26 protein-coding genes are annotated in these 22,157 nt (G+C 35.0%); 8 read left to right on the top strand and 18 right to left on the bottom strand.

Annotated features, from left to right (window positions below; all coding sequences use genetic code 11):
* Positions 1-860, top strand: an 860-nt coding sequence (locus MVY38_RS08135) for a lipid A biosynthesis lauroyl acyltransferase (RefSeq protein WP_297485099.1), incomplete at its 5' end; no start/stop codon positions are given.
* A gap of 3 nt (positions 861-863) precedes the next feature.
* On the opposite strand, the gene MVY38_RS08130 is transcribed toward MVY38_RS08135, so the two are convergent.
* From MVY38_RS08130 to panB, 3 genes are read right to left on the bottom strand one after another with little or no spacing between them, the layout of a single operon-like run.
* The gene (locus MVY38_RS08130) at positions 864-1,916 is read right to left on the bottom strand and encodes an AI-2E family transporter (protein WP_297485097.1); all 1,053 of its coding nucleotides are present in this window, start codon (positions 1,914-1,916) and stop codon (positions 864-866) included.
* Positions 1,917-2,930 (bottom strand): Holliday junction branch migration DNA helicase RuvB, encoded by a 1,014-nt coding sequence (gene ruvB / locus MVY38_RS08125; RefSeq protein WP_297485101.1) that lies wholly within the window; start codon positions 2,928-2,930, stop codon positions 1,917-1,919.
* A gap of 14 nt (positions 2,931-2,944) precedes the next feature.
* Positions 2,945-3,736 (bottom strand): 3-methyl-2-oxobutanoate hydroxymethyltransferase, encoded by a 792-nt coding sequence (panB, locus tag MVY38_RS08120; protein ID WP_297485095.1) that lies wholly within the window; start codon positions 3,734-3,736, stop codon positions 2,945-2,947.
* Between the two features lie 89 nt (positions 3,737-3,825).
* On the opposite strand from panB, the gene MVY38_RS08115 reads away from it, so the two are divergent.
* Together MVY38_RS08115 and trpA are read left to right on the top strand one after the other, a co-directional pair.
* The gene (locus MVY38_RS08115) at positions 3,826-4,227 is read left to right on the top strand and encodes an Hpt domain-containing protein (protein WP_297485093.1); all 402 of its coding nucleotides are present in this window, start codon (positions 3,826-3,828) and stop codon (positions 4,225-4,227) included.
* Positions 4,227-4,967, top strand: coding sequence for a tryptophan synthase subunit alpha (trpA, locus tag MVY38_RS08110; RefSeq protein ID WP_297485091.1), 741 nt, complete (start codon positions 4,227-4,229; stop codon positions 4,965-4,967). Before MVY38_RS08115 ends, trpA begins: the two co-directional genes overlap by 1 nt.
* On the opposite strand, the gene MVY38_RS08105 is transcribed toward trpA, so the two are convergent.
* Positions 4,964-5,893: an esterase-like activity of phytase family protein gene (locus MVY38_RS08105; RefSeq protein WP_297485089.1), complete on the bottom strand. Its 930-nt coding sequence runs from the start codon at positions 5,891-5,893 to the stop codon at positions 4,964-4,966. The two genes, trpA and MVY38_RS08105, sit on opposite strands and share 4 nt — an antisense overlap.
* A 29-nt stretch (positions 5,894-5,922) precedes the next feature.
* Between MVY38_RS08105 and MVY38_RS08100 the strand changes: the two genes are divergently transcribed.
* On the top strand, positions 5,923-6,138 hold the full coding sequence (locus tag MVY38_RS08100; RefSeq protein WP_297485087.1) for a hypothetical protein: 216 nt from the start codon (positions 5,923-5,925) through the stop codon (positions 6,136-6,138).
* Positions 6,139-6,148: 10 nt separating this feature from the next.
* Here MVY38_RS08100 and MVY38_RS08095 read toward each other — a convergent pair whose 3' ends face one another.
* The 3 genes from MVY38_RS08095 to MVY38_RS08085 all read right to left on the bottom strand — a co-directional run bounded on the left by MVY38_RS08095 (position 6,149) and on the right by MVY38_RS08085 (position 9,811).
* Entirely contained in the window at positions 6,149-6,736 is a 588-nt protein-coding gene (locus MVY38_RS08095) for a hypothetical protein (protein ID WP_297485085.1), read from the bottom strand.
* A 12-nt stretch (positions 6,737-6,748) separates the two neighbouring features.
* Positions 6,749-8,557, bottom strand: coding sequence for a hypothetical protein (locus MVY38_RS08090; protein ID WP_297485083.1), 1,809 nt, complete (start codon positions 8,555-8,557; stop codon positions 6,749-6,751).
* A gap of 111 nt (positions 8,558-8,668) precedes the next feature.
* Positions 8,669-9,811, bottom strand: a complete 1,143-nt coding sequence (locus MVY38_RS08085) for an aminoacetone oxidase family FAD-binding enzyme (protein ID WP_297485081.1) — start codon at positions 9,809-9,811, stop codon at positions 8,669-8,671.
* A 48-nt stretch (positions 9,812-9,859) separates the two neighbouring features.
* Between MVY38_RS08085 and rimO the strand changes: the two genes are divergently transcribed.
* On the top strand, positions 9,860-11,179 hold the full coding sequence (gene rimO, locus MVY38_RS08080) for a 30S ribosomal protein S12 methylthiotransferase RimO (protein ID WP_297485079.1): 1,320 nt from the start codon (positions 9,860-9,862) through the stop codon (positions 11,177-11,179).
* Positions 11,166-12,152, top strand: coding sequence for a tRNA lysidine(34) synthetase TilS (tilS, locus tag MVY38_RS08075; protein WP_297485078.1), 987 nt, complete (start codon positions 11,166-11,168; stop codon positions 12,150-12,152). Before rimO ends, tilS begins: the two co-directional genes overlap by 14 nt.
* On the opposite strand, the gene MVY38_RS08070 is transcribed toward tilS, so the two are convergent.
* Genes MVY38_RS08070 through MVY38_RS08035 form a run of 8 tightly spaced genes read right to left on the bottom strand, consistent with a single transcriptional unit; the run spans position 12,098 to position 17,637 of the window.
* Positions 12,098-12,655, bottom strand: coding sequence for a hypothetical protein (locus tag MVY38_RS08070; protein ID WP_297485076.1), 558 nt, complete (start codon positions 12,653-12,655; stop codon positions 12,098-12,100). The genes tilS and MVY38_RS08070 overlap by 55 nt on opposite strands.
* A complete protein-coding gene (locus MVY38_RS08065; protein ID WP_297485074.1) occupies positions 12,645-13,181 on the bottom strand; it encodes a hypothetical protein in 537 nt (178 codons plus the stop codon). Before MVY38_RS08065 ends, MVY38_RS08070 begins: the two co-directional genes overlap by 11 nt.
* A complete protein-coding gene (locus MVY38_RS08060) occupies positions 13,178-14,200 on the bottom strand; it encodes a hypothetical protein (RefSeq protein WP_297485072.1) in 1,023 nt (340 codons plus the stop codon). The genes MVY38_RS08065 and MVY38_RS08060 overlap by 4 nt, the downstream gene beginning before the upstream one ends.
* Complete coding sequence (locus MVY38_RS08055) at positions 14,200-15,000, bottom strand: tyrosine-type recombinase/integrase (protein ID WP_366939782.1); 801 nt, start codon at positions 14,998-15,000, stop codon at positions 14,200-14,202. The genes MVY38_RS08060 and MVY38_RS08055 overlap by 1 nt, the downstream gene beginning before the upstream one ends.
* A 16-nt stretch (positions 15,001-15,016) precedes the next feature.
* Positions 15,017-15,472: a hypothetical protein gene (locus MVY38_RS08050; protein ID WP_297485067.1), complete on the bottom strand. Its 456-nt coding sequence runs from the start codon at positions 15,470-15,472 to the stop codon at positions 15,017-15,019.
* The gene (locus tag MVY38_RS08045; RefSeq protein ID WP_297485065.1) at positions 15,465-16,085 is read right to left on the bottom strand and encodes a lysophospholipid acyltransferase family protein; all 621 of its coding nucleotides are present in this window, start codon (positions 16,083-16,085) and stop codon (positions 15,465-15,467) included. Before MVY38_RS08045 ends, MVY38_RS08050 begins: the two co-directional genes overlap by 8 nt.
* Positions 16,078-17,382: a tRNA (N6-isopentenyl adenosine(37)-C2)-methylthiotransferase MiaB gene (gene miaB, locus MVY38_RS08040; protein ID WP_297485063.1), complete on the bottom strand. Its 1,305-nt coding sequence runs from the start codon at positions 17,380-17,382 to the stop codon at positions 16,078-16,080. Before miaB ends, MVY38_RS08045 begins: the two co-directional genes overlap by 8 nt.
* 9 nt (positions 17,383-17,391) lie before the next feature.
* On the bottom strand, positions 17,392-17,637 hold the full coding sequence (locus MVY38_RS08035; RefSeq protein WP_297433637.1) for an HP0268 family nuclease: 246 nt from the start codon (positions 17,635-17,637) through the stop codon (positions 17,392-17,394).
* A 172-nt stretch (positions 17,638-17,809) separates the two neighbouring features.
* On the opposite strand from MVY38_RS08035, the gene nusA reads away from it, so the two are divergent.
* A complete protein-coding gene (nusA, locus tag MVY38_RS08030) occupies positions 17,810-18,943 on the top strand; it encodes a transcription termination factor NusA (protein WP_297485061.1) in 1,134 nt (377 codons plus the stop codon).
* A gap of 21 nt (positions 18,944-18,964) precedes the next feature.
* Here nusA and MVY38_RS08025 read toward each other — a convergent pair whose 3' ends face one another.
* Complete coding sequence (locus MVY38_RS08025) at positions 18,965-19,924, bottom strand: ABC transporter permease (protein WP_297485059.1); 960 nt, start codon at positions 19,922-19,924, stop codon at positions 18,965-18,967.
* An 85-nt stretch (positions 19,925-20,009) separates the two neighbouring features.
* The gene (locus tag MVY38_RS08020) at positions 20,010-21,332 is read right to left on the bottom strand and encodes a hypothetical protein (RefSeq protein WP_297485057.1); all 1,323 of its coding nucleotides are present in this window, start codon (positions 21,330-21,332) and stop codon (positions 20,010-20,012) included.
* Positions 21,333-21,440: 108 nt separating this feature from the next.
* Here MVY38_RS08020 and MVY38_RS08015 point away from each other — a divergent pair, with 108 nt between their 5' ends.
* Positions 21,441-21,752, top strand: coding sequence for a hypothetical protein (locus MVY38_RS08015; protein ID WP_297485055.1), 312 nt, complete (start codon positions 21,441-21,443; stop codon positions 21,750-21,752).
* An 18-nt stretch (positions 21,753-21,770) separates the two neighbouring features.
* Here the strand turns inward: MVY38_RS08015 and MVY38_RS08010 are convergent.
* Positions 21,771-22,157: SDR family oxidoreductase (locus MVY38_RS08010; protein WP_297485053.1), on the bottom strand; the 387-nt coding region annotated here is incomplete at its 5' end.

Here is a 22,157-nt window from a genome sequence, read left to right as displayed (position 1 = left end):
TAGAAAAAATTCTTATGGCTTTACCAAAAAGTGCTCGTAAGAACTTTTTTGTTTTTTTAGCATTTATTGGCTATATTTCAAGTAAAAAGTACCGCAACATTGTCAAACAAAACCTCAACTATGCCTTTGACAACAGCATGAGTGAAGCAGAAATAAAAGCAATAACAAAATACTCTTTTAAAAACTTACTTTTTAATTTTATGCACCTAATGGAACTACGCCATATGACAAAAAAGGAACTTGCAGATAAAGTGACACTTCTCAATAAAGAAGCAGTTGATAGAGTGCATAAAGAGGGGCGTGCTGTCATTTATGTCACATCTCACTACTGTGCTTGGGAGCTTGGAGGGGCAGCTGTAGGTGCTTTTGGTGAGCCTACTGCAGCAGTATATAAAAAGATGAAAAATAGTGTTTATGAAGAGTGGCTATTAGATGCCCGTTCTCAATTTGGAAATAGTAATTTAGAAAAAACAAATGTACTAAAACCACTTATTCGCCTTATAAAAAATGGCAAAGCAAGTGGTATTTTAATCGATACAAATATTAATAAAAGAGAAGGGGTTCTTGTTAATTTTATGGGCAAACCAATTCGACAAACAGCAACACCTGCATACTTAGCGCGAAAATTTAATGCAGCAATCATTCCCGTTACTATTCGCACTGATGATGAAGAGCATTATACCCTTACACTTTTTGACGAGATTAAAGTTCCTAAAACAGAGGATGAGGAAGATGACATTCAAAAAGCAACACAACTCCAAGCGGACTGGCTCACTTCTATCATTACAAAAGAGCCAAAATTTTGGTTTTGGTTGCATAGAAGATGGAAGAGTGATAAGCCCGAAATCTACAAAAAGTAGATTTTAACACTCTTTTTCTAACTCATATTCTCTTGAGCGTGCTTCAAAGAGTTTTAAAATGGTTAAGAAAAATGCAGTAATTGCAGGACCTAAAATCATTCCCCAAAATCCAAAAGTTGTAAGACCCGCAATAATGGCAAAAAAGATCACAAGCTCATTCATTTTTGTAACCCCATTTTTATGTATTTTTTGATTAATTTCTCGAATAATAAGAGGTTTAACAAAGGTATCTGCAACAATGGAAATAACAACTACTGAATAGAGTGCAATAAAAATCGCATTACTGTTATGCCCAATAGAAAACTCATAAATCATAAATGGTAACCACATGAGCACGCCGCCTACAACAGGAATTAAAGAAGCAAAACCATACATAATTCCAAAAAGTAAGCCATTGTAACCCATAAAAGAGATTGCAATTCCAAAAAGTGCACCCTCAAACATTGCAGTCGCAATAATAGAGTAAAAGACCACACTCATAACAACAGAGAGTTCGCGTATAAGCAACTGTGCATCTTCTACAGACATCTGCACAATACGCTTTAAAAAATCAACCATACTTGCACTATTATAATTAGCAAAAAAGTAAAATACAATTACTAAAACAGCATTTTTAACAAACCCTGCACTAAAAGCACCAATTTTACCTGCAATATCTAAACTATGAGCCGTAAGAGCATTAATATTTATATCTTTTAAACTATCTGCAAAATAGGGTTTTACAAAGCGTAGATATTCAGGAGGATTTTCAATAAAATGTTTTACATACATCTCGACATTTTTAAGAGTATCGGGGTTTAGATGGTTTAATTTTATAGTTAAATTTGTCAAAAAATAACTCAATGGTGCGAAAAACAGTATGGCAAGCAAAAGGCTGGAGAGTAGTGCTGCTGCCATTTTTGAATTGAATTTTTTCTCAAAATAATCTTGTATATTTGATGTTGAAATTGATAAAAGAGCGGCTATTGTAATGACCATTAAAAAAGGTGCATACAGCAGATACATCCAGTAAAGAGCAACGCCAAATAAAATAGCAATAAAGTATTGTGTTCTCATCTAAAAAAGTGTCCCATCTGCGTTTACACAACTCATATTTAAAACATCATAGGTAGCAGGTGTTGCCCTGCGTCCCTTTGCTGTTCGCTCCAAATATCCATTTGCTATTAAGTAAGGCTCTAGTACATCTTCAACAGTCCCCTCATCTTCACTCAAAGCTGCTGCGATGGTACTTAGCCCCATCGCCCGCCCATTTGCAGCTACAAGAAGGTTTAAAAGGCGTAAATCCATCTCATCAAAGCCGTGGGAGTTTATACCCAGCTCATCAAGCGCATATTTTGTTCTGTTATGGCTGATGTCTGCTTCATCTGCTACATCTGCAAAATCTCTTACACGACGGAGTAAACGCAGCGCTATACGCGGTGTACCCCTGCTGCGTTTAGCTATCTCAAACGCAGCTTCATAAATAATCTCTTTTTCAAGTTTCTCTGAAGCCTGCGCAATAATTCGGGCAAGTTCATCATTGGAGTAAAAATTCATACGAAAACTCATTCCAAATCTATCACGGAGTGGATTTGAGAGCATTCCAGCACGCGTCGTAGCGCCTATAAGTGTAAAACGAGGCAGGTCAATTTTCACTGTCTGTGCAGCAGGTCCACTTCCTATAATAATATCGATGCGGTAATCTTCCATAGAGGAGTAGAGTATCTCTTCAACAGCAGGAGAGAGACGATGAATTTCATCTATAAATAAAATATCACCCTCTTCCAAGTTTGTTAAAATTGCTGCTAGATCGCCGCTCTTTTCTATCATAGGAGCTGCTGTTACTTTAATGTTGGCATTCATCTCATTTGCAATGATGAGTGCTAAAGTTGTCTTTCCAAGTCCAGGAGGTCCATAAAAAAGAACATGGTCAAGTGCCTCTTGGCGTTTTTTTGAAGCCTCAATAAATACAGAAAGATTTTTTTTAATCTGCTCCTGCCCAATGTATTCACTCCATGCATCTGGGCGAAGTGTAACTTCACTGCTTTCATCTTCAATACTAAAAGTTTCAATATCGACAACGCGCTCCATTAAATTTTCACTCATTAATATGTATGTTCCTCAGCTGGAAATGCTTTTGTTGCAACTTCATCAGCATACTCTTTGACTGCATTTTTCACCAAAGTTGCACCATCCAAATATTTTTTTACAAACTTTGGTGTGAACGCTTCAAAAAGTCCTAGCATATCTGAAAAGACAAGAACCTGTCCATCTACATCAGCCCCCGCACCGATGCCAATAACAGGAATACTCACAGCCTCTGCCACTTCTTTCGCAACATCAGCTTTTGTGCCTTCTATTACCATACAAAACGCACCTGCTTTCTCTACTGCTTTTGCATCGGCAATTATAGATGCTCTTTGCTCCTCTGTTTTTCCTTTAACTTTATAGCCACCCTCACTACGAACAGATTGAGGAAGCAACCCTATATGCCCACATACAGCGATGCCATTTGCAGTTAAATGTGCTATAACATCAGCTTTATCTTGACCACCCTCAATTTTTACACAATCTGCCTTTGTTTGTTGAAAAACTTTTATGGCATTGTCTAGTGCTCTGTCTTTGTTAATGTAAGTACCAAAAGGCATATCGCATATAACAAAATTATTTGGCGCACCAAGACAGACTGCGTTTGTATGATAAATCATCTGATCTAAGGTTGCAGAGATGGTATCACTCTTACCTGCAAAGCTCATATTAAGGCTATCACCTACCAAAATCATATCTGCACTTTCGCTGACAAGTTGAGAAAACAGCGCGTCATAAGCTGTAATCATGACTAATGATTTTACACCTTTAGCCTGTTTTATGGAAGATATTGTTAATTTTTTGCTCATTTGAAAACTCTTTGTAGTTTAATGAAAGTATTTTAACTAAAAATTGCTATAATTTGGCAATAGACTTCTATTATAAGGAAAATTATTTAATGGGTGTACGCAGTGATTTAGAAGCAAACTTTGATTATGAAATCGTTGATGAGTTTTTAGACCACTACTCTATGATGGTTGAAAGCATGGAAGTGATGATTATTGACCTGACAAAACCCAATATGTATAAGAGAAGTATTAATGAGCTTTTTCGTGTATTTCACAATATAAAATCAGCTTCTGGATACTTACAAATACTACCTATGAATAAACTGGCATCATTTGTAGAAGATGCGCTTGAAAATTTACGAAGCAATAGCGCTTCAATTAATCAAGAGACAGTTGATTGGCTGTTACAAATAAGTGATATGTTTGCCATCTGGCAAGATGATCTAAAACAAGACAGCGAACTTAGTAAAATAAAATTCTCCCTACTTAAAACTCCCGATTTGGATAAATAATGAAAAAACTCGTAGCATATATAACCTCTGGATACCCAGAAAAATCTTTCAGTGTTGATTTGGCACTCTCGCTTGGAGAAAATGGTGTTGACACCCTCGAACTCGGTGTTCCCTTTTCTGACCCAGTAGCAGATGGTCCTGCCATAGAAGATGCCAACCATAAGGCACTGGAACTTGGTTTTAAATTTAAAGATCTTTTAGAAATTTCAAAAGTCGTAGCACCAAAAGTGGATACTCTCTGGATGGGTTACTTTAACAGCTTTTATCAACAAGATATGCATAAATTACTGCCACTTGCAAAAAAGCTTGGAGTAAATGGACTCATTATCCCTGATGTCCCACATGAAGAGGCAAAATTCTATAAAGAGCTTTTTGCTGCAAACGCTATTGCAAACATCTCTTTTGTAGCACCTACTGACTCTGAAAAACGAATAGAAGAGCTTGTAAGCGATGCTCAGAAATTCATCTATATGGTAGCCTACACGGGCATTACAGGAGCAGGTGTAGCAGAAAATTTACAGCCATTTTTAGCTTCTATAAAAAAATATACACAAACACCCGTGTATGTTGGTTTTGGAGTTAATGAAAAAACGGCAAAGGAGAAAGTAAAGGGGGCTGATGGAGTCATCGTTGGAAGTGCTTTTATAAACATCCTTTTAAACGAAAAACTCTCCCCAAGCCAAAAAATAGCACAATGCAGTGAGCTTGCCAGAGTGATAAAAAGTGAAATAAACTCTTAATCTTTCCTAATTTCAAAAAGCACTAAAAGTGTTTTTTGAAACATATTGTTATTATCATCACTTACCATTATAAATCTATTTTTTCCTACTTTTGTTACTCCCTCAAAATTATCTATATTCCAACCCTTATTTGAGTCAAACGCAGCGAGTAATTCACTCTTACATAGATGCTTTTTATTACAGGAGGATAGATTTACTTTTACAAGTGCTGTATATCGTCTTGGCAAGAAGTAATGATAACTACGAAGAAGTACAAGTATATTATTTTCATCTATAAACTCAAGACCTGTAATATTTCCATATGCTTGAAACTTATAAATAGTTCTACTTGAATAGAGTCTGTGATATTTTTTATCAACATTTTTCAAAGGTTCTTCAGGTGCAGTAATAATGCCATATTTTTTATTGTAAGCGACACCTTCAAGTCCTTTATTTTTACTCTCATATAGTTTTGTATTTTGCAATATTTTGTTAATCTGCATCTTTTTTACTTTGACACCTTTTGTAGTAAAAAGGTTTACCCGTTCTTTACCCTCAAATGAGACAAGTAAATCATCTTCTTTTAAAGTCAAACCTTCAGAGTCATGATGATGAATTTTAGAGTGTTTTTTACGCAATTTATATTTATGAACAAATGTTAACTTTATAATTTTATCATGCTTTATAAGCAGACGAAAAACAACAAGATAGCCCCTGTCACTTACGGCATAAAGCAGACCATTTTTATATGCAAGTCCTGAGAGTTCACTGATTTTTACACCAGAAATATCATCAAACTCCAAACGCTTGCTATCAAGAATTTTAATTTTTTCATAACTGCTCTCTTTCATTGAGCTAGGTTTAATCTCAAACGCAGTCATACCTGCAAAAAGAAGTTGCCAAGAGAATAAAAGTAAAAAAATAATTTTATCTGTTGAATTTTTCAAATACTACCTCTATATGATATAATCTAAATATGAAAATATGGATATCAAAAACAGTTACACCCACATATAAATTGATAAAACTACATTGTGAACAGCACAGCAATTATGAATATTTAGGAGATTTGAGTGATACAGAATTAGAAAAATTTTTCTTAGATTTAAAAGGGGATATTGATGTCCAAAAAAACACAAAACTACTACACTACTTTGGTTATTTACACCTTTTTATAACAATGAAAGCCTAAACCGAAAGGTTTAGTGCATTTCATATTTAAAAATAATACTTGCATAAGCTGTTATAAAATTATTAAATGTATAAGTCACATCATTTTTTCTATTTGTAGCATCAAGCATCATCAATCTTGCGCCAAATTCCAAATCTATAAGTTTGCTGGCATGAAAATTAAGTCCTGCATCAGCTCCATAATATGGATTTGAAATCAATCGCTTAGTTGTCTCATTTGGTGCTTTAAATTTCATATTTGCAATACCCGCATTTACTCCAAGATAAAGATTCACTTTGCTAGATACATTTAAAAGATAATCCAATTCACCGCCATATGTTCCCATATAGTCATAAGAACTATCTGGATTAGTATAATAGTTCGCTGTTAAGAATATTCTATAGTTATATGATTCAGCACCAATTTTTATACCAATATTTTGCACAGTTTTATTTACTGAATCACTTGATGTAGGAGTATCAACATCACTGTTAACACTTGTCATTCCCCCCTCAATTCCAATAAGAGAATAATCTGGATAAATTACCGTATCTGCCATAACAGCACTACTACAAATCGCGGCTACAACAAAAGCCTTACCTAATCTATTTTTTATCATTATCTTCACCTTTTAAAATTCACTTCCCACAACAATATCTGTCACTGTGATAGTTCCTGTTTTGCTCTGTGTTTCATTAACATCTTCTACTTCAACATATGCTGTACCTTGTGCACTATTACGAGGACTATAACATCCTCCAACTTGCCCATGATATATAACTTTCCCATGTGTAATATTATCACTTGTTACAATTTTAGCACCAAAATTACCATTTCTATACCATTCAGAGGTATTTTTCAATGAAATAGGAATTTCATATGTTTTCCCAGTAGTTCCAGCAGGTACACTTACACTGTTATCATCAAAACCCACACCACGCAATAAGATTTTACGCGCTTCTCCAACTCTTGTATCTTTTCCATTAGCAGAACCTATTAGATTTATCCAAAATACAACTGACTTGCCAGTAAGATAATAATCATATTCCATATCTAAAACTGTACTTGCATTTTCATCTAAAATATAATTATTATTTTTGGGATAAACATTTCCTACCCATTCTGCACCAAAATCACAAGTATCTTGTCTATAGTTATTTCCTACAGCAAAACCCAATCCCGATACATTATTTCCATAATAATTTTCAACTAATAATAAGTTATTGTCACTATTACTTTTGTTAATATCCCATTTTCCTGAAGCATCATAAGTATATCCATTCCCAAATGTTACTAAATAGTCATGTTCAAAATCTACATTTGAAAAAAAGTCTTCAGAAGTATTAAATTTATCATGTGGTGTTGCATTTTCAATACTTCCACCTCTTGGTGGGATAGAGTACAAATAGTTCATACTATTGGTTGCTGTAGACGCACTACTTTGCGCATAACCTGCAATCATACCCGTAGAAATAGTAGGTTTTGTATTAATAAGGTTACTATATTTATCTGTTGCTGTAAGCACCCAATGATCTATAAATTTAGCATGTTCTTTATCTTGAGATGTTCCTGCAAATGAGAGACTAAACGCAGTTGGAGGACCTGATAACACAACTACACTATATACTTTAGTAAGATCTTTTTCCTCTTGGTTAGCATCTAAAAAGTGTGCTTCTACCTTTAGTGGAATAAGACCAGATTTTGTATTAGTGCTCACATTAACTGTAATTGCATTTTTCTCTGTTACAGTGAGTGTACTTAAATTTTTATTTCCATAACTATCTGAAAGTGTAGCTAGACCAGGATTTAAAGAGCTAACTGTTAATGAGATTATATCCTTATCGGCAATTTTATTGTTATTTGAATCTTGCACATTATAAGATATAGCCTTTGTTGAGTTTAAAGCTAACTTAACATTTTCACCATTACTAGAAACAAGCTTATAACTTGATATTATTGTTTGATTTGTTTCAGGAACAATTGACATCGTATATTGTTTAATGTTACTTGGATCGGAATCATGATAAAAACCAAAATAGATATTAGAGGTATCAGCACTCAAATCTTTTGGAGCGGTATATGTGAAAGTTGCGACACCATTAATCAATTTTGATGCATATTGATTAAAAGTACCTACATCTCTACCATTTCGCACATCCGGAGAATTTATAAGCTTCACTTCTCCTTTAGAATACGGATTATTTGCACTATCAAAAACCCTTACATCAATGGTAACAACCTGACTATTTGTAGTTAGTACGGTGCTTGACACAGGCAAAATAACTGTCACAGCAGGATTTGTAATATTTCCTTCTGGAGGTACAACAACACTTCCGTTTGTATCGCTTGAATTCGTTGGAGTATCACTATTATTTCCTTGACACCCACTCAAGAAGAGTAAAGCAACTAGACCTACTCCAAAAAACCTCAATAAATTCATATACCTTCCCCTTTTTTACAATATATGTAAGAAATATTACCATTGTACTTGAATATTTATAAATTACAAATTAAAACCATTGAAGTTAAATCGACCAATCAAACTATTAATTTAATTTATATATTTGGAACAACAATATCCACTCGAAAATGCCCATTGAAAATTATATCCTCCAAGTTCACCCGTCACATCTACAACTTCTCCTATAAAGTAAAGATTTTTTACTTTTTTTGCCTCAAGTGTTGCAAAATCTAACTCCTCAGCTAAAACACCGCCACGGCTTACCTCTGCTTTTGTAAAACCAAAGTTTCCAGCAGGAGCAAAAGTGTAGCGATGAAGGTTATTCAGTAAAGATTTCTCCTCTTTTGTAAGCTTACTGCACTCTTTATCTTTGCATCCTACTGCGTTTAGAAGTGCTTTTGCAAGTCGTTTGGGCAAGGGTAAAACAGAACTTACAAGTTTTTTACTTGCCTTTGTAAGTTCTAATACACTTTTGTTTGGTAAAAAGTTTATACTTATCTCTCCTTTTTTCCAATATAAAGAAGTAGAAAGCACAGCAGGACCGCTAATACCTTTATGAGCAAAGAGCATTTCCTCATCTATAACTCTATCTTCTATTTTTATCTGCACATAACAGCTCAAACCACTCAACTCTTTCATCCAAAACTGCTCTTTTTGCAGCGTCAGTCCTACAAGTGCAGGAGCAAAATCCTTTACTTCTATTGCAAAACTTTTTGCTATTTCAAGACCTATGGGACTTGCACCTATGCTCTTAAAACTCTCTCCACCTGTTGCCACAACCACTTTTTTTGCCTGCATAGACCCTTTATCAGTTGCAACCGTAAAAACATCATTATCTTTTTTCACAGAGATTACTTTATGGTTTAAAATAAGTTCAGAGTGTTTCGTGCTGCGTTTAAGTAGCTCTATAATGTCATCAGAGCTGCGTTTACAGAAGTAGTATCGCCCCTTGCGAAGTTCCAATTCTACTCGATTTCTATCCAACCATTCTAGCAGCTTATCTCGTGAAAACTTTTTAAACACCTTTGCTATAAGCTCACACTCACCATCAAAATTCTCCAGCTTTACACTTGCATTTGTGATGTTGCATTTTCCACCACCAGAGATTTTAAGCTTTTTTGCAGGCTTTTCATTCACATCAATAATGGCTACACTCTTTTTTTTACTCAAATTTGCAGCACACATCAAACCAGATGCCCCTGCTCCCAAAATAATTATGTCATATATTTTCATAATAGTATTATACGCTATAATTACAAAAAAATTTAAAGAAGAAAAATAATGAGCAACAAACTCCACATAGTCTCACTCGGCTGTACAAAAAATCTAGTAGATACTGAAGTGATGATGGGCAGACTAAAAAACTTTGAACTCACTGACAACAACGAAGATGCGGATGTTATCATCGTCAATACTTGTGGATTTATCGATGCGGCAAAAGAGGAGTCTCTTAACACTGTTCTCTCTTTGCATGAAGCTCGAAAAGAGGACTCTTTGCTTGTGATGGCAGGATGTCTAAGTGAGCGCTATCAAGAGGAACTTATGGAGCAAATTCCTGAAGTGGACATCTTTACCGGCGTGGGCGATTATGAGAGAATAGATGAACTTTTACAAGAGAAAAAGAGCCGTTTTTCTGATGAAGTCTACCTTATAGATGGGGCAGAGCGTGTTGTAACTGGTTCAAGTTACCACGCTTACATCAAACTTAGTGAGGGATGTAACCAAACATGTAGCTTTTGTGCCATTCCATCGTTTAAAGGTAAACTTCACTCTCGTAATTTAGACTCCATTGCAAAAGAGGTCGAATCACTAGTGGCAAAAGGATACTGGGATTTCTCTTTTGTCTCACAAGACTCCTCTTCATTTCTTCGTGACCAAAATGTCAAAGATGGGCTGAGCCTGTTGATGCAGAGAATAGAACTCATAGAGGGTGTAAAATCAGCACGAATTTTATATCTTTACCCATCAACCACAAGTATGACACTCCTTAAAAACATAGCAAAAAGTAAAATTTTTCATAACTATTTCGATATGCCTATCCAGCACATCAACGATGATATGCTACGAATTATGAAACGAGGATTTGGAAAAGAGAAGACTTTAGAGCTACTCAACTTTATGCGTTCACTTCCAAACTCATTTGTGCGTACAAGTTTTATAGTCGGACATCCACATGAAACGCAGGAGATATTTGATGAGATGTGTGAATTTGCTGAAAGTTTTGGCTTTGATAGAGTAAATGTTTTTGCATACTCGGATGAAGAGACCACTTCTGCACATGATATGGAAAATAAAATTTCTGAGGAAGTAAAAGTAGAACGAGCAGAAATTTTAGGCGACATAGTTGCTAAAGCTACAAAAAAATCACTCCAAAAAGAGATAGGGCAAACACGCCAAATTGTCATAGATGGTGAAAGTGATGAGCATGAGTATCTTTTAAGTGCAAGAGAACTGCTTTGGGCACCAGAAATAGATGGTGAAATCTATGTAAATGACAGAGCTGTAGATGCTGATTTAGAGTTTGGTAAAATTTATAATGCAAAAATCACGGAGCTTGTAGGCAACATCCTTACAGCGACTGTTGATAATGTTGCAGAGTAAAGAAGCACTCAAACGCAGTAAAAATCTTCTGGCTTTTTCTGCCGGAGGAGACTCTACTGCCCTCTTCTTTCTTCTGCTTGAAAATAACATCTCCTTTGACATTGTCATTGTTGACTATGGGCTGCGTTTACAGAGTAAAGAGGAAGTCGCTTATGCACAAGAGCTTGCAAAAAAGTATAATTTGCAATGTTTTGTGCATAACGCCAAGAGTATAGAGTCAAACTTTGAGGCAAATGCCCGTAAAATTCGTTATGATTTTTTTGAGAAACTTATACAAGAGCACAACTACACTGCCCTACTCACCGCACACCATTTAGGCGATAGATTTGAGTGGATGTTGATGCAATTTTGCAAAGGAGCTGGATGTGCAGAGCTTACAGGAATGCAAAGTATCTCTAAACGCAATGGCTATACGCTCTATCGTCCACTCTTACAAGTTGATAAATCTGACCTCTTAGAGTATCTGCATAAAAAAAATATACAATATTTTGAAGATGAAAGCAATAGTGATGAAAAATATAAACGCAATAGCTTCCGTAAACTCCATACTACACCACTTTTACAAGAGTATAAAGAGGGCATCAAACGCAGTTTTTCCTATATGGATGAAGATGTTGCAACACTCATCCAAACGCAGCAAATACACACCTGCAATCAACTTGCCTATTTTCAAACTTCTCACTCTAAACGCAGCGATATTTATGCAATAGATAAATACCTTAAATCGCAAGGGCATATTATGAGTGCAAAAGAGAGAGCGTTACTTAAAACAGAAGAGGCAGTTGTTCTTGGTCGAAAATATATCATAGCATTTCATAAAGAGTTTATATTTATTGCGCCCTTTGTAAAAAGCGAAAAAATGGATAAAAAATTCAAAGAGCAGATGCGTATTTTAAAAATAGATCCAAAACTCAGAGGCTATTTAGCTTTGGATGCAGAGGCAGTTGTGTTGCTATCTTCTTTATTGCAGTAAACTTTCATTGTAAAGGAAGAGGCTATAGAGTCCCCTTTGCGTTTAAATGTAATAGGAAAATTAACGCCTATTATCCAGTCACTTTTATTGATAGCATCTAGAAAATTGTAGAAATTTTTAGGAGAAGCTATACTTGAAGTTGTATTAACCTCATAAACATCAAACCCATCCTCTTGCCCTGCCTTTAAAATTTTTGCAAGATGCAGAGATGAGAAATAATTTTTATGCTCTTTTTGAAATCTTTTTGCATCAAACTTATTCTCAAACGCAGCAATAATATGTCTATTTTTACTCTGCAAATTTTTCAAAGTATCATAGACTTTATCATGATAATTCTGATATTTTTGTAACTTTGCACTAATTTTTTGAAGTTCTGTGCGTTTTTCTCTATACTCTTTCCCTTTTGGAATAAGAACAAGAAAAGAAAAAAGTAATACAAATAGAAAAAGAAACAATGATGAGAGCAAAATATAGAGATAATGTCGAGAAATATTAATTTTCATCAGAACCCACCTCACTACTAAAATCATCTTTCATATAGTTTGTAGAGACAAAACGCAACCAACCATTTTTAGCAGGATAAAAACTACTGTAAGTCTCTTGAAATATTGAACGCAATGGTGCTTGAAGCATAAAATTATAGACATCTTTATTAGGTGTTATACCATATAAAATAAGTCCATTTTTTAGAAGTTTTGCTTCAGAGAGCGTAATTCGCTGCGGTACAAGGTCAAAAAGGTTTGCTATTGAATCTTTTAAAACGCTATTTTGCGTATAAATCTTCATTCCTAATGCCTCTTGCGTTTGCACAAATGCTATTTTCTTTTTCATAGCAACAATACTTTTTTTCAACTCCACCTGTGTTGATAAAATATGATTTTTATCTTTTTGAAAATTATAATCTTTATAAAGAAGAAAAATATATGTTGTAAAGAGCATAATAATTGTGATAGAAAAAAATGCAATTACAAGCTGTACTTCTTCTGTAAAAGGCGTTTTTTTGCGTGCTTGTATATAGCTGTATTTCATAATTTCAACTCTCTTTTTGCAAGCTCACACAGCTCAAGAGCCAAGTCTGTTCGTCGAATATAGACATTAAAAAACATCTCCTCTTCGAGATACTTTTTAAAATCATTACTCACCCCAACAGAGTCAGCTACATAAACATTTTCTACAAAGCGGCTCTCAAAGCGTGTATCTTTATAAAATTGTCCTACAGAACCTTGAATAAGTGTAAAACGCTGATAATCTTCATTAAACTTATTATCATCTGCCTCTTCAAGAGCATCAGCTGATTCTAACAACTCTTCTTCTATATCTTTTGAGTCTGAAAATTCATCTATATCCTCTAACGAGTCCAAATCTTCAATATTTGCAAAATCTTCTAACTCCGCATTTTCATCATCTAATGCAGATATTTCATCAAGATCTATAGCTCCATCATCGGCTAAAAGTAGATCAGCATTCTCTTCTTGATCTTCCAAACTAATTCCATCAAAATCATCTTTTGTCATCATATCCAAATGATGTGCGTAAAGGAGTTGAGAATTTTCAAAAATGGCTAAAGATAAAAAATTTTCTTGCACAAGAATATACATCGCTAATTTACTATCTATTTTATCTTTAAAAAAATAAGCTAAAAGAGTAAAAGGTGAAAAAATATAATCAACACCTACAGCAGCATAGCGTTTTTTAATTACTGAAATATTCTCTTTTTCGGTATAGTATGCCCAATTATTTGTGCATTTATACTCTGCGTTATCAATCTTTGCGTAAAACTTCATTCTCTCTTTTGAGCAGGTAGGCAGAGCACCTTGTAAGTGAGACATATCTAAAACAGAAATATAAGAATAAGGAGATTCAGAAGTATGTGCAGTTATAAATTCATACATATTTTCATCACACTCTAAAGTTTCAAACTCTTTTTCAACACTACTCAAAAGACCTTTTCTTGAATGTTTTTCAATATATACAACAGTGCTAAAACGCTTTGGAACAATATTTACAAATATCTTCAGATACATAGCTTCAAATAATTTACCAAGCACTATTTCTCTCCGCCACAAAGAGGATGTGCTTTGTTATAGTTTTGTTGTTTCAATGCACTACCTAATTTTGTATATATTTGTGTTGTTGCCATCGATGAATGACCCAACAATTCACTGACATCTGTTATGGGCGCTCCACCATTTAGAAGTGAAGTTGCATAAGAGTGTCGCAACTGGTGAGGTGTTACCTGCAAGCCAATACGCCTAAAGACTTTAGTAATCACATATCTTAAACTATTTTCGCTTAATTTTTCGCCTTTTTTTTCAAAAAGAAATCTTTTTGGACTATAAACCTCTAAATACGCATCAAGAATCTTTTTTGTAGAGAGTAACATTGGAATATCTCTTTGCTTATTTCCTTTCCCTGTCACTCTTAGCCACTCCAAAGAAATATCTTGCAAGGCAATATGAGAGAGTTCAGAAATACGCAGACCAAAAGTATAAAGCATCAAAACAACAACTTGTTCAAATAAATCGGCTTTATCTAGTGCCTCTAAAATATGTTCATGTGAAATAGGCTTAGGCAATGTTTTTGCCACCTTTATACTCGCATCCCCTTTGAGTAAAATTTTCATGCCATTGTCATTAAGATATGTCGTAAAACTGCGTACTGCACTCAATTTTTTACTGATTGTTTTAGCATTTAATGCTGCTATGTGATGTCTGTAAGGCATAAGATTAAATATTTCGCGTCCATCTTCTTCTACTATTTCAATAAAGCTAAATGCTTCACGGAGTGCTTCATCATAACTTTTGAGTGTCAAATCAGAATAGCCTCTCACATCTTTGAGATAATCCAAAAAATCTACTCTTTTATTATCTATTAACTTTCTCAAGTAATTTCTCAAAATTATCATGGTATTTTTTTGCTTCATTAACCAAAGATTTATTAGTCATAACACTCGGAGCTAATTTCGTGTAAGAGTCTACCACTATCTCACTCATCATATTTATTTTTGCTCTATCAGCATCTGAAATAGTTGTTTTGTTGGCTATTTCATTAATATCAAGCATATATTTTTTTGCCTCATCAATATACTTCACATATTTCAGAGCAGTTTTTGACTGCGCCATTATTGTAGCTGCCATTCGGTTGTACAAATCCATAGAAAAAGCTTCATTCGCACTTTTATAGGCTTTATTGTAATCTCCCATTTCATAGTAGTATTTTGATTCAAGAGATTTTTCATAAGAGGGATGGGAAAGAAAGTAAATTACCATTATAAGAACAAGAACAAACGCAGTGATTGGAAAAAAATATTTACTATTCATGAGCTAACAATCCTTTTTGTATCACTTCCCTCGCAACATTGAGTTCCATAGAACTTACATCAAGTTCTGATGAAGCATAATAGTGCAAAACTCCAAATGGTTTGGGAATTATAAACTTATCCCAAGAGTTTAACTGCCAAAATTTTGTTGGTTTTATCTCAACCAAGACTATTTTAGCACCTGCTTTTTGCGCCATTACTATTATACCATCTGCAACTTCATGGCGAGGTCCTTTTGGTCCATCGGGTGTAATTCCAATGTCATATCCCTCTTTTATGGTCTTAATTGCTTGAATAAGAACTCTCGCTGCGTTTCTATTTGTAGAACCTGCCAAAGTACCAAGTCCAAAATACTTAATGGTCCGTGAAATAAGATCTCCATCAAAATGGCTTGAAATAAGCACTTTCGCATGGGGTGTTTTTCTGTAGTGTTTATAAAGGTAAGGAAGCATTAAAAGCTCTCCATGCCAACAGGCAAAAATAATGCTCTCATCGGTTATTTTTTTCGGTGCATGAAAAACTTTTTTGTTTGTGTAATAAAGAAAGCGGATCAGCAAAGAGCCAATAAAAGGGAGAAATATAAGAGCAAGCGTGCGGCTGACTTTTTTAAGCAACTACTTCGCCTGTTAAAATTGTTCTGCCAATAGCAGTGACTTTAACATCTCTAAATTCTCCTAAAAGTTCTTCTGAACCTTTTACTTTTAAGACAAGATTATTATCACTTCGACCAGCGACATAGCCATCACGATGCAAATCTTCAAAATAGACTTTGTAAACATTTCCCATAAGTGTTGCGTTTTTCTCATCCATGATCTCATTATGGAGAGACTGCAGATAGCTTAGTCTATCAGATGCAACTTCTTCATCTACAACATTTGTAAAGTGTTGTGCTTCTGTCTCAGGACGAGGAGAGTATTTAAAAGAGAAAATTTGATCAAACTTTACCTGTTTCATAACATCAATCGTCTCAGCAAAATCTGCATCGCTTTCCCCTGGAAATGCAACGATGATGTCTGTTGAAATACTTACCTCGGGACAAACTGACCGCAGTTTTGCGACACGATTTAAAAACCACTCTTTTGTATAACCGCGTTTCATCTCTTTAAGCACTTTTGTAGAGCCACTTTGTAGCGGCATATGCATAGACTTACAAATTTTTGGATTGTGTGCGAACTCTTCAATAAATTCATCATCCATATGAAAAGGGTGTGGAGAGGTAAAACGAATTCGTTCCAAGCCATCAATTTTAGAAAGACGACGCAAAAGCTCTGTAAAGTTTACCTTTTCATGCTCTTTTGAAGAGAAACGACGGCCATAATTGTTTACATTTTGCCCAAGAAGAAAAATCTCTTTTGCTCCATTGTGTACAGCCTTTTTTGCCTCATTAATAATCAAAGCATCAGGAATGGAAATCTCATCCCCTCGTGTCTTTGGAACAATACAAAAAGTACACTTTTTATCACATCCAATAGAGATATTTATAAAAGCTTTATAATGAGATGAGCGAAAATCATCAAAAGCAAATTCACTCTCATCGTAGTTTATATCTATCTCCACTGCTCTGTCTTTATGTAAAACTTCACTAATTTTAGAGACATTTCTTGCACCTAACACAAAGTTTACATAAGGAGCTCGTTTAATAATCTCTTCACCGAGATGTGAAGCGGTACAACCACATACACCGATTTTAGCCGATGCTTTTTTCCTTTTGTTGAAGCCGCCAAGCTCTGAAAAGAGCTTATGTACAGGGCGTTCTCTTACTGAGCAGGTATTTATCAAAATAAGATCGGCTTCTTCTAGCGTCTGAGTTGTTTCATAACCCTCTTTTTCACTTAGCTGGGCTATCATATGTTCAGAGTCACGAGAATTCATAGCACAACCTAAAGTTTCAATAAATAACTTTTTACTCATAACTTCTCTTTAGCTCATTATGTGAACTTGGTACATATAGTCATTATCGGCTAGTCCGTACTTCACTTCACTCATATAAAAACTTTTTCCCATAGCCTCATAATGATCTTGCAAGGCAAGTAGATCTTTATGTGAATTATCTTTATCAAAATAAAATATTATACTATCGTTTTTTTCTACTTCTGCATCTAGCTTGCTCAAGTCAACCTTTTTAGGTTTTGCATCTAAATCAGTTCTGGCAAATTTTAAATCCATTTCATTTCCTCATTTAATATATTAAAAGTCTTGCATTATAGTAAAAAACTAATAAAAATAGGGTTAAAGTTTTTTTTATCACTTTTTTGGGTATAATTACACACTTCGTAAGAAATCCCCACAACATTATTATCATTGTCAGATTTCTTCAAAAATAAGGAAACTATACATTATGGAAAAAATTTTAGATATTGCTGAAGCAATTGGACATGAAAAAGGTCTACAACCAGAAAAGGTAATGGAAGCGCTTAAAGTTGCGTTTGTACAGACTGCAAAAAGGGTTATTGGACACAATCTTGCTTTTGAAGCTTATGTTGATGAAGATACGAAAAATCTTAAAATCGTTCAAACAATTACTGTCGTAGCAGATGATGATGAAAAACTTGAAGATGAAGAGATAGCTCCTGCATACATCTCTATTACAGAAGCTAGAGAGTATGATGACCAAGTGGAGCTTGGAGATCAGCTCCAAATTGATCATGATTTAGAAGAGTATGGGCGTACGGCAGCTTCTGGTTTGCACCGCGAAATAGAGTACCACATTCAACGCCTTGTTGAAGATGAGATTTTCAACAAATACAAATCGAAAATAGGCACACTTGTAAGCGGACGAGTAACACGCGTGGATTCTAAAAACAATACTTATATAGAAGTTGATGAAATTCGTGCTGTACTACCAATGAAAAGCCGTATAAAAGGTGAGATTTTTGAGGTTGGTGACCACATAAAAGCAGTAGTTCGCCGTGTAAATATGGACAAAGAAAATGGTATGCAAATAGAACTTTCCCGTACTTCTCCTAAATTTTTAGAAGCACTTTTAGCACTTGAAGTACCTGAAATAGCAGAGGGTTCTGTCATCATCGAAAAATCAGCGCGTATTCCAGGTGAGCGTGCAAAAATTGCCCTTCTGAGCACACATCCTCAAGTTGATGCAGTTGGTGCAACTGTTGGTGTAAAAGGTGTTCGTATAAACGCAGTAAGTGACGAGCTTATAGGCGAAAACATTGACTGTATTGAGTACACAAATATTCCTGAACTTTTTGTTTCTCGTACAATGAGTCCTGCCATTATCTCTCATGTAGAGATTGTAAAAAATGAAGAGGGTGAAAATGAAAAAGCCATCATTACCCTTCCAGCAGACCAAAAATCAAAAGCAATTGGAAAAAGCGGTATAAATATTCGTCTTGCATCTATGCTAACAGGAATGCAAATAGAGCTTGTAGAAAACGACTCTGTAACAAATGAAGAGGGCGAAATAGAAGAGAAAAAAGATGGTGTTGATGCACTAGAGGCACTCTTTAACTAATTCATTTATTAAAACAAATCCTTATGCACGATTAGCATAAGGATTTAATTTTAGTAGTATCAAATCTGCTACAATATTTCCAAGTAGTGTTAATAATGCAGTAATCATTAAAATCCCCATAATTATGGGGTAATCTCTACTTAGGGCACTCATAAAAAAAAGTTGTCCCATCCCCTCAATACTAAAAATAGACTCTAAAATAACACTCCCACCTATGAGACCTGGCAAAGAGAGTCCCAGTAGCGTAATAATTGGTGGCATTAGATTTGGTAAGATGTAAAAACGCAATAGCTGCGTTTGCGTCACTCCGCGAGAGCGTGCAAAGAAACAGTAATCACTCTTGAGTATCTCTAAAGTAAGGGAACGGACATAGATTATCATACTTCCAAGCCCTACAAATATCATCACAGCTATTGGAAGAACTAAATGCCATCCCATATCTAAAAGATTGGCAAATCCCTCTTTAGGCATTACAGAATGCAATCCTGCAATAGGAAACCAGTCTAATTTAATAGCAAATAAAATGATAAAAAGAAGTGCCAGATAAAAAGAGGGCATAGAAAAAGAGACCAATGAGATTTGACGAATAATATAATCACTCTTTTTTTCATAATTCACTGCTGCTTTAATACCTAAATATAAAGAGAGAACAAATACCACAATCAAAGCAATAAAATTCATAGCGAGTGTAATAGGTAGCCGTTTCAGTATTTCAGCACTAACATCCTGCCCAGATACAAAGGAGATACCAAAATTAAGTGTTACAATATTTTTTACCCACTCAATATACTGCACCAAAAGAGGTTTATCTAAACCATAGACGGCTTTTAGTTTTTCTATTGCTTTTGGTGTCATATTTGGATTAAGTTGTCCTGCGCCAAAAAAGCTATTGGGTGCTGCATGGATTGCTAAAAATGAGACAATAGAAATGAGTAAAAGCATAAAAAATATGTAAGAGAGTTTTTTCAAAAATGTTATCATAAAAAAATTATAGCATAAAAGAAGAGATGAGAAAGTTTATCTCCCATAAAGGGAGATAAGAGTCTAGTTTAAATTTAATCAGTGACTAGAAGTTTAATTTTGCATATACTTGAACACTGTTTGTGTTATCACCATTACCAACTGTAGAGTTAATATACGCTAAAGTAGTATCAAGTGGACCAAATGATTTAGAAGCTGTTAAAGTAATTTCTTGAAGATCACCAGCATCATTTGCCGCGTTATGATCAGCATTAGTATAATATGCACCTAAGTCAACAAGACCATTTACAGGTGAAGTTACAGTTACATTGTAAGCTTGAGTATCAGTTCTTGTTACATAACCATAGTTCCACCATGCTTCAGTATAAAGTTTAGACTGTGCAGTCCCAGTAGAAGTTGCTGTATTGAAACCAGCGTATCCAATTGAACCATTGTCATTAGTTTGAGAATATGCAACGCTTGCAGCGAACAAATCTTTCATACCATAACCAAGTTTTACAGCATAAACATTATCTTCTTTACTTCCACTAGCAGCTGCAGTTACACCAGAATACTGTGCACCAAAAGTAAGACCATCAACACCTAAAGAAGATGCATCTAAGTCAGCTTGTAACCAGTATGCAGTTGCAACTTGAGTAACATCGTAGTACCATGCTTGTGCAGTAAGAGGTTTCCAAGAGTTATTGATAACACCCGCTGCATATGCACCGTTTGCACCATAAGTAGTGAATTTACCATTTGCATTTACAACAGGAGCAACTGCTAAATTATAAGTTTTTTGTACTGCGCTCTGTGCATTTTGTCCAAAAGTCTCAGTACCATTACCATTACCAATATATGCACCAACTAAAGTAGTATCAGGAATATCTTGGTTGATTAATACTGCACCCTCAAAAGTATTTTCTTCAGCAGTCCAAGTCTCAGTAAACGCAAGTGGAGTATCTAAAGCCATACGACCAAGTTTAGCAGTAGTTTTACCTGCTGTTGTAGCTACCCATGCTTCTTTCATCCAACTAGCATTTTCAACTTTTGCACCACCTAGTGCTTTACCATAGTTAGCTCCAGTTGGAGCAGTTGCAGTATGTGAACCACCCCATACATTAGATACCAAGTTGTTTTCTAAACCTAAAGTTGTAAGTACAGTGTAACCAGCACCTGCGCTAATTGATACTAAATCATTTTTTACCAAATCAGCACTTACATTTAAGTTTACTGCAACATCAGCTGCACTTGAATCTTTTGAAAAAAGTGTACCACTTGTACGACCTTTTACTGCATCATACCCTGATGCACCATCAGTAGTATTATAGTAAAGATTAGCGTCACCACTTACTTTTACATTTTCAAGAGCAAATGCACTTGAGCCTATTAATAGTGCTGCAACTAAACTCATTTTTGTAAATTTCATATATTCTCCTTATCGTTTTACAAATTTCAGCATCAGTATAGCACATCATACTCTTGAAATTTGCTTAAATTCACTCTTTTTGTATAGTTTTCAGCTATAATTCTTATTATGAAACAACTTATAAAACTAATTTTAACAATAGTTATGCTATTTATGACAGCATGCAGTGCACCTAAGGTAACAGATTCGTCACACAAAAGTGATAAAAAGAGTGGTTTTTTACAAGAACATTTAGACAACTGGCTGCAAAAGGATTGGAATCCTGCCGTGAAAGAGAAAGATAAAGAGACTTCTGAGCGATTTAAACTACAAGATTATGTAGATAAAGCCTCTTTGTATATGAAAGCACATCCAAGTGATTACAATAACTCAAATGTAAAAAAGTTAGAAGCGCTTCCTGTTATAGGTATAGGAAAGTAGATAAGTGCAAAGCACTTACTAATCTACTAAATCCCAAGCAAGAACTGTTTTACCCTCTTCATTTGTCTCGGCCGCTGCCATTCCCATAATGTTATACCCTGCGTCTACATAGTGAATCTCACCAGTCACACCAGAGCTCAAATCACTTAAAAGATACATAGCAGAGTTTCCAACTTCATCAGTCGTTACATTTTTCTTTAGTGGTGCATTTACTTCATTCCAGTTGAGTATCTGTTTGAAGTCACCTATTCCTGCTGCTGCTAATGTTCTAATAGGTCCTGCAGAGATCGCATTTACACGCTGTCCTTTTTTGCCTAAGTCTACTGCCATATAGCGTACAGTTGATTCAAGTGCTGCTTTTGCCACACCCATTACATTGTAATTTACAATGTATTTTGGTCCACC

Source organism: Sulfurimonas sp. (assembly GCF_027056685.1).
Classification (GTDB): domain Bacteria; phylum Campylobacterota; class Campylobacteria; order Campylobacterales; family Sulfurimonadaceae; genus Sulfurimonas.
Note: the sequence above shows the minus strand (reverse complement) of the source record. Positions and strands in the feature narration are given on the sequence as shown.

What these genes read in the sequence shown, in the direction of transcription:
- MVY38_RS08130 (WP_297485097.1), bottom strand. Translation starts at nt 1,916, where the DNA reads ATGAGAACACAATACTTTATTGCTATTTTATTTGGCGTTGCTCTTTAC.
- MVY38_RS08035 (WP_297433637.1), bottom strand. Translation starts at nt 17,637, where the DNA reads ATGGATTTAAAATTTGCCAGAACTGATTTAGATGCAAAACCTAAAAAG.
- trpA (WP_297485091.1), top strand. Translation starts at nt 4,227, where the DNA reads ATGAAAAAACTCGTAGCATATATAACCTCTGGATACCCAGAAAAATCT.
- MVY38_RS08095 (WP_297485085.1), bottom strand. Translation starts at nt 6,736, where the DNA reads ATGATAAAAAATAGATTAGGTAAGGCTTTTGTTGTAGCCGCGATTTGT.
- ruvB (WP_297485101.1), bottom strand. Translation starts at nt 2,930, where the DNA reads ATGGAGCGCGTTGTCGATATTGAAACTTTTAGTATTGAAGATGAAAGC.
- panB (WP_297485095.1), bottom strand. Translation starts at nt 3,736, where the DNA reads ATGAGCAAAAAATTAACAATATCTTCCATAAAACAGGCTAAAGGTGTA.
- rimO (WP_297485079.1), top strand. Translation starts at nt 9,860, where the DNA reads ATGAGCAACAAACTCCACATAGTCTCACTCGGCTGTACAAAAAATCTA.
- tilS (WP_297485078.1), top strand. Translation starts at nt 11,166, where the DNA reads ATGTTGCAGAGTAAAGAAGCACTCAAACGCAGTAAAAATCTTCTGGCT.
- MVY38_RS08065 (WP_297485074.1), bottom strand. Translation starts at nt 13,181, where the DNA reads ATGAAATACAGCTATATACAAGCACGCAAAAAAACGCCTTTTACAGAA.
- MVY38_RS08085 (WP_297485081.1), bottom strand. Translation starts at nt 9,811, where the DNA reads ATGAAAATATATGACATAATTATTTTGGGAGCAGGGGCATCTGGTTTG.
- MVY38_RS08015 (WP_297485055.1), top strand. Translation starts at nt 21,441, where the DNA reads ATGAAACAACTTATAAAACTAATTTTAACAATAGTTATGCTATTTATG.
- nusA (WP_297485061.1), top strand. Translation starts at nt 17,810, where the DNA reads ATGGAAAAAATTTTAGATATTGCTGAAGCAATTGGACATGAAAAAGGT.
- MVY38_RS08115 (WP_297485093.1), top strand. Translation starts at nt 3,826, where the DNA reads ATGGGTGTACGCAGTGATTTAGAAGCAAACTTTGATTATGAAATCGTT.
- MVY38_RS08025 (WP_297485059.1), bottom strand. Translation starts at nt 19,924, where the DNA reads ATGATAACATTTTTGAAAAAACTCTCTTACATATTTTTTATGCTTTTA.
- MVY38_RS08100 (WP_297485087.1), top strand. Translation starts at nt 5,923, where the DNA reads ATGAAAATATGGATATCAAAAACAGTTACACCCACATATAAATTGATA.
- miaB (WP_297485063.1), bottom strand. Translation starts at nt 17,382, where the DNA reads ATGAGTAAAAAGTTATTTATTGAAACTTTAGGTTGTGCTATGAATTCT.
- MVY38_RS08050 (WP_297485067.1), bottom strand. Translation starts at nt 15,472, where the DNA reads ATGAATAGTAAATATTTTTTTCCAATCACTGCGTTTGTTCTTGTTCTT.
- MVY38_RS08090 (WP_297485083.1), bottom strand. Translation starts at nt 8,557, where the DNA reads ATGAATTTATTGAGGTTTTTTGGAGTAGGTCTAGTTGCTTTACTCTTC.
- MVY38_RS08070 (WP_297485076.1), bottom strand. Translation starts at nt 12,655, where the DNA reads ATGAAAATTAATATTTCTCGACATTATCTCTATATTTTGCTCTCATCA.
- MVY38_RS08020 (WP_297485057.1), bottom strand. Translation starts at nt 21,332, where the DNA reads ATGAAATTTACAAAAATGAGTTTAGTTGCAGCACTATTAATAGGCTCA.